The sequence below is a fragment of the Alcaligenes sp. PF14 genome (assembly GCF_037150615.1).
GTDB classification, from domain to species: Bacteria; Pseudomonadota; Gammaproteobacteria; order Burkholderiales; family Burkholderiaceae_B; genus Alcaligenes; species Alcaligenes phenolicus.
Window position 1 is genome coordinate 735,704 of sequence record NZ_JBAGRS010000001.1, and the last position, 11,665, is coordinate 747,368.

At 56.8% G+C, this 11,665-nt stretch carries 10 protein-coding genes; 3 read left to right on the forward strand and 7 right to left on the reverse strand.

The window, feature by feature from the left end; translation table 11 throughout:
• Positions 1–39: 39 nt before the first annotated feature.
• Both WFM49_RS03370 and WFM49_RS03375 read right to left on the reverse strand, forming a co-directional pair.
• Positions 40–834 carry a crotonase/enoyl-CoA hydratase family protein gene (locus tag WFM49_RS03370; protein ID WP_009461766.1) on the reverse strand — a complete coding sequence of 265 codons (795 nt, stop codon included), beginning with the start codon at positions 832–834 and terminating at the stop codon, positions 40–42.
• A 44-nt stretch (positions 835–878) separates the two neighbouring features.
• A complete protein-coding gene (locus tag WFM49_RS03375; RefSeq protein ID WP_250755817.1) occupies positions 879–2,486 on the reverse strand; it encodes a long-chain-fatty-acid--CoA ligase in 1,608 nt (535 codons plus the stop codon).
• A gap of 114 nt (positions 2,487–2,600) precedes the next feature.
• Between WFM49_RS03375 and WFM49_RS03380 the strand changes: the two genes are divergently transcribed.
• Positions 2,601–3,653, forward strand: a complete 1,053-nt coding sequence (locus WFM49_RS03380) for an AraC family transcriptional regulator (protein WP_009461767.1) — start codon at positions 2,601–2,603, stop codon at positions 3,651–3,653.
• Positions 3,654–3,689: 36 nt separating this feature from the next.
• On the opposite strand, the gene WFM49_RS03385 is transcribed toward WFM49_RS03380, so the two are convergent.
• The 4 genes from WFM49_RS03385 to WFM49_RS03400 form a co-directional block, all read right to left on the reverse strand.
• Positions 3,690–4,586 (reverse strand): recombination-associated protein RdgC, encoded by an 897-nt coding sequence (locus tag WFM49_RS03385; protein WP_254499060.1) that lies wholly within the window; start codon positions 4,584–4,586, stop codon positions 3,690–3,692.
• 167 nt (positions 4,587–4,753) lie between these two features.
• The gene (locus WFM49_RS03390) at positions 4,754–6,427 is read right to left on the reverse strand and encodes an MFS transporter (protein WP_009461773.1); all 1,674 of its coding nucleotides are present in this window, start codon (positions 6,425–6,427) and stop codon (positions 4,754–4,756) included.
• A gap of 4 nt (positions 6,428–6,431) precedes the next feature.
• Positions 6,432–7,889 (reverse strand): sensor histidine kinase, encoded by a 1,458-nt coding sequence (locus tag WFM49_RS03395; RefSeq protein ID WP_009461774.1) that lies wholly within the window; start codon positions 7,887–7,889, stop codon positions 6,432–6,434.
• A gap of 10 nt (positions 7,890–7,899) precedes the next feature.
• Positions 7,900–8,589, reverse strand: a complete 690-nt coding sequence (locus WFM49_RS03400) for a response regulator transcription factor (protein WP_003799515.1) — start codon at positions 8,587–8,589, stop codon at positions 7,900–7,902.
• A 206-nt stretch (positions 8,590–8,795) separates the two neighbouring features.
• On the opposite strand from WFM49_RS03400, the gene recA reads away from it, so the two are divergent.
• Both recA and recX read left to right on the forward strand, forming a co-directional pair.
• Positions 8,796–9,878 carry a recombinase RecA gene (recA, locus tag WFM49_RS03405; protein WP_021446515.1) on the forward strand — a complete coding sequence of 361 codons (1,083 nt, stop codon included), beginning with the start codon at positions 8,796–8,798 and terminating at the stop codon, positions 9,876–9,878.
• A gap of 137 nt (positions 9,879–10,015) precedes the next feature.
• Positions 10,016–10,510, forward strand: a complete 495-nt coding sequence (recX, locus tag WFM49_RS03410) for a recombination regulator RecX (RefSeq protein ID WP_266107816.1) — start codon at positions 10,016–10,018, stop codon at positions 10,508–10,510.
• A gap of 163 nt (positions 10,511–10,673) precedes the next feature.
• Here the strand turns inward: recX and WFM49_RS03415 are convergent, their stop codons facing one another.
• The gene (locus tag WFM49_RS03415; RefSeq protein WP_026483398.1) at positions 10,674–11,594 is read right to left on the reverse strand and encodes a LysR family transcriptional regulator; all 921 of its coding nucleotides are present in this window, start codon (positions 11,592–11,594) and stop codon (positions 10,674–10,676) included.
• Between the last annotated feature and the right edge of the window lie 71 nt (positions 11,595–11,665).

An 11,665-nucleotide genomic window follows, 5' to 3' on the forward strand; every position in this document is an offset into this window, starting at 1 on the left:
GTATTGTTGTGATTACTGCCCATGTCCGCCTGGCCGATATTATTTGGTCGGCTTCACTTTATGAGCTTTCTTATTAACAAACTCCCCCAAGCGTTCCTGCACGTCCCGCCCGGTTTGAACTACTGCTGCCATCAAGCCCTCGGCAAAGAGGCCATCGGTGGCAGACATATCGGCAATGCGGCTGATCGAGCTGACAATGGCGTAGTTCGACAAGATGGCATTGCCTGCAATGCGCTGGGCCAGTTCCAGGCTCAGCTCATAGGCTGTTTTGGGGTTGGCTTCGTTGTTGCACACGTAGTGCGCCAGCCCCAGTCGCTCTCCTTCCACGGCATCGAGCACGCGGCCTGTCAGCATCAGTTCGATCATGCGGTTGGGAGAAATGATTTTTGCGGTGCGAACGGTCGCGCCACCGCCGGTAAAGATGCCGCGTGTACCTTCAGGCAGGGCAAAGAAGGTGCTGCTGTCGGCCACGCGAATGTGCGCTGCGCTAGCCAGTTCCAGGCCCCCACCCACGACCGCGCCTTGCAGGCAGGCAATGACGGGGATGCCGCCGTGTTCGATCTTGTCAAAAGCACGGTGCCAGCTTTGGCAGACGCGCAGAAAATCCACGGCGCCGCGTTCCTTGTCATGGTGTTCTTTCAGATCCAGGCCCGCGCAGAAATGATCGCCTTCTGCCTTCATCAGAATGACCCGGATGTGCTCGGGAATATTGGAGAAGTACGCATCAATTTCAGCAATGGCATCTTCATCCAGGGCGTTGCGCTTGTGCGCCTTGTTCAGCGTGACAATTCCGATGTTGTCCAACTCGGTGGTGAGCAGGAAAGGGGCGGCCATAAAAAACTCCTTGTGTTACGTAAATGCGAGGGCAGTGGTGCAAATCAGCTGGGGTCGGTTTGATCCGCCAGCATTTTGCGCAGTGCCATTTTTTGAATCTTTCCAGTTGCCGTCATCGGCATCTGGTCGATGAAAATTACTTTGTCGGGTACGGACCAGCGGGTGACGCGATCCTGATAGCGCTCCAGCATGTGGGCCTCGTCCAGCTCAGCGCCTTCGCGTGGCACCACGAACAGCACGGGGCGTTCGCCCCATTTGTCGTCGGCCTGGGCGATGCAGGCAGCCAGCTCAACCAAAGGCTCTTCCATGGCGATGTTCTCAATCTCGATCGAGGAGATCCATTCGCCACCGGACTTGATTACATCCTTGCTGCGGTCGGTAATGTAGACGTAGCCATCGGCGTCGATGGAGCCTACGTCGCCCGTGCGGAACCAGCCGTTTTCACTGGCCAGATCGGGTTTGCCGTAATAGCGGTCCAAGATCCAGTTGCCCTGGATCAGCAGGTGGCCACTGCTCTTGCCGTCGCGTGGCAAGGTATTGCCTTCGTCGTCAACAGTTTTCAGGCGTGCGCCGAACAGGGCACGGCCTTGCGAGGCCAGCACGTGCTGCTTCTGGGCTTCGGGCAGATCGCTGTGTTTGGGTAGCAATTGGCAAACAGTGCCCAGCGGCGAGGTCTCCGTCATGCCCCAGGCGTGGCGCACGGTAATGCCGTAGCCCGCCCAGGCGGCAATCATATTGGGTGGGCAAGCGGAACCGCCGATCAGGATGCGGCTCAGGGTAGTGAATTGCTTGCCATTGGCTTTGGCATAGTCCAGCACGGTTTTCCAGATGGTGGGTACACCGGCGGACAAGGTGACGCCAGCGCGTTCGCAGAGGGAGTAAATGCGCTCTCCCTGCAAATTTGCACCGGGCAGAACAATTTTGGCTCCGGACATCAGGCCGGAGTAAGGCAGGCCCCAGGCATTGACGTGAAACATGGGGACCAAAGGCATGACGGCGTCAGCGCTGGCAATGCACAGTGCGTTCGGGTGGGCCGAGGCGTAGGCATGCAAGAGGGTGGAGCGATGGGTGTACAGGGCACCTTTGGGATCGCCCGTTGTGCCGGAGGTGTAGCACAGGCCGCTGGCAGTATTTTCATCAAACACAGGCCACTCAAAGCCCGTGCTGTCATTGCCCAGCCAGCTTTCGTATTCATCGGCCAAGGGGCCCTGAGCCTGGCTGCCCATGCGTACCCACTGCTTGACGGTGGGGCATTGGCCGCGCAGATAGCTGACCATTTCTTCAAAATGTTCGTCGTAGAACATCACCGTGTCTTGAGCATCATTGATGATGAAGGCAATTTGCTCGCGCGTCAGACGCGGGTTCACGGTGTGACAGATCAGACCGATGCCCGAAGTGGCGTAGTAAATTTCCAGATGGCGGTAGGTGTTCCATGCCAAAGTTGCCACGCGTTCGCCGGGCTGCAGGCCTTCTCGGCGCAGTCCCAGAGCCAGATCCTGAACCCGGTGGGCAAATTCAAGATAGCTGTAGCGATGAAGCTCGCCATTATCCAAAGCGGTAACAATCTCCTGCTCAGGGTTATTCTCTACGGCGTGGGTGAGAATTGAACTGATGAGCAAGGGCATATGCATCATATTTCCAGTGCCTAACATGGTGATGTCTCCTTGTATTATGTGTGTCAGCATAGGATGGTTTAGCACCTTACCCAATAGCGAATACTGACGTCGAATATGCAAAAAGTGACAATCTTTGAGAGGTCATAGGAAATGAATGCTTTGCCCGGCACGCTCCCGGTGCCCGTTGATGCAGCCCATACGGCCACCGTGGCGCTGGATCTGGTTCAGGACTGGTTTCATAGCCTGCGCACCAGCTATTCCGAACATGTGCTGGATCATTGCCTGAAGCAGGCGGGCATCGTGAAAGATTTTATTGATCGGCCCGGCGCTCGTTTGACGCGTGATCAACTGGTGCGCCTGTATCAGGAAAGCGCCAGGAAAACGGGCGATGAGATGATGGGTTTCTGGACTCGGCCCATACGCGCCGGGGCCTTGAAATACATTGTGCGCACCGTGCGGGACGCGCCATCCATCAATGTGGCCTTGTACCGTTTCACCCAGTTCTGGAATCTGCTGCTGGATGATTTCAGCCTGAATCTGATACGCACGGATAAAGAGTTGGGCATTGAGCTGGTGCCGCGTTATCCCACCGCCTATGTGCATCGTTTCGGCCATGCACTGATGCTGAAGCTGACGCACGGAATTGTGTCCTGGCTGATGGGGCGCGAGGTGCCGGTGCAGCAAGTGGCCTTTGCATTTCCCAGACCGGCTTTTGCGGCGGACTATTCGGTGCTGTTTCCCGCTTCAGTCAGTTTTGATGCGCCGTGCTCGCATATCTTGTTTGGCGTGGAGTTGGGGCAGGTACGGCCACAACGCACTCAGGTTGAGGCCAGAGCCTTTCTGGAGCGTGCGCCGCGTGACTGGATTTTTACCTCCTATCACGAGCATGCCTTGCGCCTCAAAGTGCGGGAAATCTTGCATACCGACCTAGGCTACACCTTGCAGGATGTGTCCGGCAAATTGCATATGTCGGCGCGCACGCTGATACGCAGGCTGCAAGATGAAGGCCTGTCGTTTCAGGGGATCAAGGATGAGCTGCGCCGAGATTTGGCGATTTTCAAATTGCTGCGCAAAGATATGTCGCTGGCTGAAATTGCTTACGCCTTGAAGTTCAGTTCGCCAGCGACATTTCACCGGGCTTTCCGCCATTGGACGGGCATGACGCCCGGTGTGTATCGCGCCGCCCAGCAGGAGCTGGCCTGAAGGGCGGTTCAGCCAAGCGGGCTGTGTGGTCCGGGCTTACTTGCGTTCGCCGCCCAGGACTTCGACCAGATCGCTGATCATCTTGGCCAGCTCGGAGGTCATCAAGGTCATGTCAGCGTCAAAGATTTCGTCATCGTTGACGGCCGTCACATCTTGTTTTTCAGTCAGGATGTCCAGTGGGGCCACGCGTTTGACGTCCAGCGCATCGGTCAGCACAAAGCTGATGCGATCCGCCCAGGTCATGGCCAAACGGGTGCATTGCTTGCCGGCTTCAACGTGCTTGCGCACTTCGTCAATGTCGGCGCTTTGCTTCACGTAGCGCACGGCAGCACCGCTATCGCCGGTGGAGCGCAGTTCAGTGTCCTGGTCCACAGTAAAGTTGGCCAGTTGCTCTTCGCCCACCAGCCAGGAGGTCATGGCGGCACCGGGTGATTGCTCGGTATACAGAGGCTGCACGGGGAAAGGTTCCACGCTCTTGGCCAGCAGGCCCAGAACTTCGTCGCTCTTGGCGGTAGCCGCGGCATCAATAGCCAGCCAGTGGTTGCGGGTATCCAGCCAGACGCGGGTGTCGCGCGAGACGGCGAAGGCACGAGGCATCAAGTCCACAATGACTTGTTCCTTGATTTCCTTCATTTGCTTGCGGCCAGGTTTGTAGCCTTGCTGCTCTTCGATATCACGAGCCTTCTCACGAGCGACTTGGTTGATCACTGTGGTGGGCAGCAGCTTCTTTTCGGCGCGCAGAGCGATCAGGTACTGACCGTTCACTTCGTGCACCAGAGCACTGTTCTCGCGTGGGCTGACCCAGCCCAGGCTTAGCGGTTCCTGGCTGGAACCAGGGGTGAAGCTGTGTTTGGAAAGAGCTTCTTCCAGCTCTTCGGCGGAACATACCCAGTCGGGGGAGAGGCGATAGATGCGTAGATTCTTAAACCACATGGATACGAAGATAAATAAACAGAAGAAAAAGGGCGGGCGTAAAGCCCGAGGCAATGTTCGATTGTACGCGCAGATCTTCCTGTGCCGCCCCGCCATTTACGGACCCTTGCATTTGCTTGACAGAGCGCGGGAAATGGCCGGTGCAACGCGTTTTTTGCCTGGACTGGCTAACGATTGATGTCGTTATGGCGGGTTTCCCGCACAAAGGGCGCACCAATCGCAACCGTCACCAGACAGATCAGAATCGGGTACCACAAACCATCGTAAATATTGCCAGTGACGGCAATCATGGCAAAGGACAGGGTGGGCAAAAAACCCCCGAACCAGCCATTGCCAATGTGATAAGGCAGGCTCATGGAGGTGTAGCGGATGCGGATCGGGAACATCTCCACCAGCATGGCCGCAATGGGGCCGTAGACCGCGGTTACCAGCCCCACCAGATAGGTCAGCAGAACCACCAGCATCACTTTATTGATCTGCTCCGGGTCTGCGCCGTCCGGGTAGCCGTACTGGCGCATGGTCTGAGTCAACTCATTGCGCAACTCTTGCGAGTGACGGGCAAAATCGGCGCGGCTCAGATGTCCGCCTTCAAAACCATCGATCACATGATCGCCAATGCGTACCTGGGCCACCTGACCGGGTGAACCCTTGACGTTGTTGTAGCTGACCGCGTGGCTGGCCATGTAGGACTTCACGATATCGCAAGAGCTGGTGAAGGTGTGGCTGCCCACCGGATTGAACTGGAAGGAACAACTGGCCGGGTCGGTAATAACAGTGACGGGCGCGTTGCGCTGCGCCTGGACCAAAGCGGGGTTGGCAAAATAGGCCAGGCCCTGGAAGACCGGGTAGTAGGTCAGGGCGGCCAGCAAACAGCCCGTCAGGATGATGGGCTTGCGCCCGATTTGATCCGACAGCCAGCCAAAAAAGATAAATAGCGGGGTGGCCAGTAGCAGTGAAATTACCATCAAGGTTTGCGCCAAGGTGGCATGCAAACCCAGCATTTGGGTGATGAAGAACAAGGCGTAGAACTGCCCCGTGTACCAGACCACGCCTTGGCCGGCCGTCAGGCCGAACAGTGCCAGCAAGGCGATGCGCAGATTCGCCCAGCGCCCGAAGGATTCGGTAATGGGCGAGGTCGACAGCGTGCCTTCTTCCTTGATGTGCTGGAAGGCAGGTGACTCTTTCAGGTTCATCCGTATCCAGACGGAAATCGCCAGCAGCAGCACGGAAATCAGAAAGGGAATGCGCCAGCCCCAAACCACAAATGCTTCTTCCCCGACCAGACTGCGTATGCCCATGATGACCAGCAGGGACAGCAGCAAACCCACGGATGCGGTGGTCTGAATCCAGCTGGTGTAAAAACCGCGACGGTGCTGGGGCGCGTACTCAGCCACATAGGTGGCGGCACCGCCGTATTCGCCACCCATGGCCAGGCCTTGCAGCAGACGCAGGACGATCAGCATGATGGGGGCGGCAATCCCGATGGCTTCATAGCTCGGTAGTACGCCGACCAAAAAGGTGGACAGTCCCATCAGCAAGATTGTGATCAGAAAGGTGTACTTGCGGCCCACGCGGTCGCCAATACGACCAAAGAGCAAGGCTCCAAAGGGGCGTACGGCAAAACCGGCGGCAAAGGCTAACAAGGCAAAGATAAAGCCGGCTGTCGGATTAACGGCGGTAAAGAAGTGTTGCGCCAGAATGGCGGCCATGGAGCCGTACAGATAGAAGTCGTACCACTCGAACATGGTGCCCAGGGCGGAGGCAAAAATAACTTTGCGACCCTGGGTGTCCAGCTTATTCTTGGCTTTCGGGAAGGTTGCACTGGTGATTGTCTGGGGCATGTTCTCAGGCTCTCCAAGGCAAAGACAGTGGGAAACTGACGCGTAAGCGCAGGCCGCTTTCCTGGCCCCCAGTCAGTGGCATGAAGTCGATGGAGGCGCCGTGAATGTCGGCAATCTCCCGCACAATGGCCAGCCCCAGGCCACTACCGTCTGCCTGGTTGCCCATGATGCGATAAAAACGATCAAAAATTCGTGCTTTATGTTCCGTGGGAATGCCGGGGCCGTTGTCCTCGATTTCCAACCAGCCCTTGCCTTGAGTCTGGCCGGTACGCATGGTGATCCAGCCGCCAGCAGGGGTGTAGATCAGGGCGTTATCCAGCAAATTGTTGATCAGCTCATCGAGCAGGACCGGATCCGCTTGCAAGAGGATAGCCTTGGCCGTGTTTTCCAGCCCCAGATCCAGCCCCAGTTTCAAGGCATCGGGCACACGCTGGCCTACATGCAATTCAGTCAGCGTATTCAGGTCCAGGGTTTGTTTGGTAGGGGCGTACAGGACATCGCTGCTTTCGGCACGGGCCAAGGCCAACATTTGGGTGACCAGGCGCGTGGCCCGGTCGATGCCGCGTACCAGTTGTTGCAAGCTGGCTTCGGTCTGCTTGGGGTCGCGCTCGCGCAGGGCCAGTTCGGCTTGGGTGCGTATCCCCGCCAGCGGCGTTTTCAACTGGTGGGCCGCATTGGCCACAAACTGCCTTTGGGTGGCTGAAAATTGTGCCTGCTGGGCCAGGAGTCCATTCATGGCATCAATCAGCGGCACAATTTCGGCAGGTGCCTGCTCTTGATCTACCGGCGATAAATCACCGGGCGCACGAGCACGCAAGCGCGCTTGCAGCAGGTTCAGCGGCTCCAGGCCATGTGTCAGCCCCAGGCCCGCCAGCATGGCCGCCAGCGGTACCAGAATGAATTGTGGTGTCAGCATCCCGATCAGAATTTCTCTGTGTAGCACCGCTCTATGTTCATTGGTTTCGGCAGCAACCGCCAGAAAGGGCATGTCGTTTTTGTCCTTGCCCCCCCAGACATAGGCCAGCCGCAGGCTTTGATCGTCCAGAATAACGTCCCGGTAGCGCAGCAGGTCGGTGTCATACCCCCAACTGTCGGGAACCGGCAAATTCGCGTTGCCAGCCAGTGGCTCGCCATTGGCATCGCGGATTTGCCATAGCGTAGGGGTCGGGCTTTCCTGACGCAAAATTGTCTGTGCCCCGTGCGATAAATGGATGGGCTGGCTCAGATCCTGATGGCTGATTTCCACTCGCAACAAGTCCAGGTGATCGCGCAAGGTGCGGTCGTAAGGGGAGTTCGCAATGTGCTGGGCGATGAAGTAGGTAATGACAATGCCTACCGTCCACAGCAAAAACAAAGGCCCGAAAATCCAGATCATGATCTTGTGAATGAGCGGGCGTGGTGCGACACGCTTGCCTTTGGCAGGCGCAGCCTTGTTGCTGGTTGGGGGCGTAGCGTGCTGCATGGACGATCCTTTAGGCTGGAGCGTCTTCTCGCAATTTTTCCGGTTCCAGACAGTATCCCAGACCACGCACGGTCAGGATGCGTACGCCGCTAGGCTCCAGTTTTTTGCGCAGGCGGTGGATATAGACCTCGATGGCGTTAGGGGTGACTTCCTCACCCCACTCACAGAGCAGATCCACAAACTGGTTCTTGCTGATCATGCGGCCGCTGCGCGACAGGAAAATCTCCAGCAAGCTGGTTTCACGCGCCGACAGCTCCAGGGGCTGATTGTCTATATAAGCCATGCGACCTTTCAGGTCGAAGCTTAGTCGTTTGTGATGCAGCAAGGCGCTGCTGGTGCCGGTGCTGCGACGCGTCAGGGCGCGTACACGGGCTTCCAGTTCGGTCAGGGCAAAGGGTTTGGACATATAGTCGTCCGCGCCCAGGTCCAGACCGCGCACACGCTGTTCGACCGTATCGCTGGCAGTCAGGATCAGAACGGGGAGGGTGTCCTGGCGTTGGCGGATTGACTGCAGCACCGACAGGCCGGGCTTTTTGGGCAGGTCCAGGTCCAGGATCAGAAGGTCAAAGCTTTGCAGCTGCAAGGCCGAGTCGGCGCTATCGCCATCGTGCACGACATCAACCGCATAGCCTTCGTAGCGTAAGGAGCGAGAAAGTCCATCCGCGAGAATACTGTCGTCTTCAGCTATTAGTATGCGCATGACCCTACACAAACAGATGATTGAGTGGCTGTTCGGCATTGTTGCACAAGGCTGTAAGGCTGGTCAGTAGGGGATAACGATGCCGGCTAGTTAATTTATTTGAATATCTGTGTATATATACAGTATAATTTGATGCAATAATTAGGTTTGATTTTTAATTGCCGTGCCCGTCCGTTGGGGCGCCATTCCACAGTCAAGGATTTTTCATGGACGATAAAAACAGCAAAGCAGTGGCCTCGGAACGTTCCAAAGCGTTGGCCGCCGCTCTGTCGCAAATCGAAAAGCAGTTCGGCAAGGGCTCGATCATGCGTTATGGCGACGACAACGTCGAGCATGACATCCAGGTTGTCTCCACGGGTTCCTTGGGTCTGGACATTGCTTTGGGCGTCGGTGGTCTGCCACGTGGTCGCGTTATTGAAATTTACGGTCCGGAATCTTCGGGTAAAACCACGCTGACCCTGCAAGTGATTGCAGAGATGCAAAAGCTCAAAGGCACATGTGCCTTTATTGACGCCGAACACGCGCTGGACGTGCAATACGCTCAAAAACTGGGCGTGAATCTGGGTGATCTGTTGATCTCCCAGCCTGATACCGGCGAGCAGGCTCTGGAAATTACCGAAGCCCTGGTGCGTTCGGGTTCGGTAGACCTGATTGTTATCGACTCGGTGGCTGCCTTGACTCCCAAGGCTGAAATCGAAGGCGATATGGGCGATTCCTTGCCCGGTCTGCAGGCCCGTCTGATGAGCCAGGCCCTGCGTAAATTGACGGCCACCATCAAACGCGCTAACTGCATGGTCATCTTCATTAACCAGATCCGTATGAAGATTGGCGTCATGTTCGGCAACCCTGAAACCACCACGGGTGGTAACGCGCTGAAGTTTTACTCCTCCGTGCGTCTGGATATTCGCCGTATCGGTTCCATCAAGCGTGGCGACGAAATGGTGGGTAACGAGACCCGCGTTAAAGTGGTCAAGAACAAGGTTGCGCCTCCTTTCAAGCAAACCGAATTCGACATCATGTATGGCAGCGGTATTTCCCGTGAAGGCGAGATTATCGATCTGGGCGTACAAACTGGCGTGGTCGACAAGGCAGGTGCCTGGTATAGCTACGACGGCAACCGCATTGGTCAGGGTAAGGACAATGTGCGCGAATTCCTGAAAGAGCGCCCCGAGTTGGCCCGCGAAATCGAAAACAAAGTGCGTGAAAAGCTGGGCGTTGCCCTGATGAGCGCTGCTGTCAGCCGTCCAGCCGCTGCTCCTGTGGTTGATCCGGCCGAGGGAGAAGTCTGATTTTTCCCCCAGAGTTCGATGACGAACCCTTTGAGACAGACCCGGAGGAAATCCGGGAACGTAAACAAGCTCAAAGGGAGCGCGTTGCTGCGCTTTCTGCCCGGCCCACTCGGGCGGGCAGAAACGTAGAAGATAGCTTGGGCGACAATGCTCCTGCTGCTGAAAAGAAAGCCCCGTCCAAACGGCCGGGGCTGTCTCTTAAAGCCAGAGCGTTGAATTTTTTATCCCGACGCGAATACTCGCGCCTGGAGTTGGGCCGCCGTCTGGCGCCCCATGCAGAAAGTGCTGAAGAAGTGGAGGCCTTGCTCGACGCCCTGGTCGAACAGAAATGGCTGTCCAACGAGCGCTTCGCACATAGTGTCGTCAATCGCCGTGCCTCGCGTGTGGGCACCCGAGTCATTCTGCAAGAACTGCGCCAGCATGGCGTGGATGTGGAACAGACCGAAATTATCAAAGAAGAGTTGATGGCGACCGAGCTGGAACGGGCCAAGCACGTGTGGAGCAAGAAATTCAGTGCGCCGCCCGATGATCCCCGCAGTTACGCCAAACAATATCGCTTCATGGCCAGCCGAGGCTTCTCGGGCCGTATCTTGCAGCAGATTCTGGGTGATTGGGAAGACGATCCGGCTTGAATAAGCCATCTGCAATGCTTCGTTTTGCTGTGTTTCTTGCTTGTCTGCTGCCGCCATCAAAAAACGTGGCCTCGTTCAAGTTGGCATGAGCCCGCCCGCCTGTACTTTTCCTCTATTTACATAGTGCTTGCAACAGAGTTTTGCCATGCCATTGCTAAATGGCTCAAGACTGCGCCGCCACGATTCCTTGCAGGCTTTTGAAGCAGGTCTCTCGTGCCTGTGCCAAAAAGGCCTGCACATAGTCCGCTTGTAAATCCTCACTACGTACCGTGGCGTATAGCGTGCGCCAGATACCGTGCTCTCCCAAACGGCAAGTGCGAATCGAGGCCGGGTTCAGGAACTCCGTCAAGGCCCAGTTTGGCAACGCCGTCACACCACGCTGGCTGGCAACCAGTTGCACGATCATGGGCGTTAGCTCGGCCTGCCGAATCGCAGCGGGCTCCACATCGGCTGGCGTCAGGAACTGCGTAAAAATATCCAGACGATTGCGTTCTACCGGGTAGGTAATCAGAACCTGATCGGTCAATTGGAAAGGTTCTACATAGCGGTACTGCGACAAGGGGTGCTGGTTGGAGACAGCCAGCACCAGCTCGTAGCGGAACAGGGGTTCGTAATGGACAGCCGGATTGTCCTGCGGGTCCGAGGTGATCACCACATCCAGATCCCCGCGCATCAAGGCGGGCAGGGGCGCAAAGGAAAAAGCCGCGCTCAAGTCCAGCGTGACGTCAGGCCATTGCTGCCTGAATGCGTCCAGTGCTGGCATCAACCATTGAAAGCAGGAGTGGCAATCAATGGCCACATGCAGGCGTCCTGTGCGTCCGGCGGCCAGTCTTTGCAGATCGCGCTCGGTGGCGCGCACGCGCGGCAGGATGTCATCGGCCAGCGTCAGGATACGCAGAGCGGCGGTGGTCAGGCGGGCAGGGCGGGTGCGGCGGTTCAGCAATTGCACTTGAAGCCGCACTTCCAGGTCGCGAAGCTGGTGCGAGAGGGCGGACTGCGTAACATGCAGGCGCTCGGCGGCTTCTTGCAAGCTGCCGCTGTCGCGGATGGCGCTCAGGGTTTCGAGATGGCGGATTTCAAGCATGTTGAGGAAAATTCATAATTAGCATGGTGTATTTGATTTTTTTTCAAGTAATTATACAGGCACAATAGATT

Excerpts from the sequence above, each read along its gene's own strand:
- WFM49_RS03370 (WP_009461766.1), bottom strand. The coding sequence starts at position 834 with ATGGCCGCCCCTTTCCTGCTCACCACCGAGTTGGACAACATCGGAATT.
- WFM49_RS03375 (WP_250755817.1), bottom strand. The coding sequence starts at position 2,486 with ATGTTAGGCACTGGAAATATGATGCATATGCCCTTGCTCATCAGTTCA.
- WFM49_RS03380 (WP_009461767.1), top strand. The coding sequence starts at position 2,601 with ATGAATGCTTTGCCCGGCACGCTCCCGGTGCCCGTTGATGCAGCCCAT.
- WFM49_RS03385 (WP_254499060.1), bottom strand. The coding sequence starts at position 4,586 with ATGTGGTTTAAGAATCTACGCATCTATCGCCTCTCCCCCGACTGGGTA.
- WFM49_RS03390 (WP_009461773.1), bottom strand. The coding sequence starts at position 6,427 with ATGCCCCAGACAATCACCAGTGCAACCTTCCCGAAAGCCAAGAATAAG.
- WFM49_RS03395 (WP_009461774.1), bottom strand. The coding sequence starts at position 7,889 with ATGCAGCACGCTACGCCCCCAACCAGCAACAAGGCTGCGCCTGCCAAA.
- WFM49_RS03400 (WP_003799515.1), bottom strand. The coding sequence starts at position 8,589 with ATGCGCATACTAATAGCTGAAGACGACAGTATTCTCGCGGATGGACTT.
- recA (WP_021446515.1), top strand. The coding sequence starts at position 8,796 with ATGGACGATAAAAACAGCAAAGCAGTGGCCTCGGAACGTTCCAAAGCG.
- WFM49_RS03415 (WP_026483398.1), bottom strand. The coding sequence starts at position 11,594 with ATGCTTGAAATCCGCCATCTCGAAACCCTGAGCGCCATCCGCGACAGC.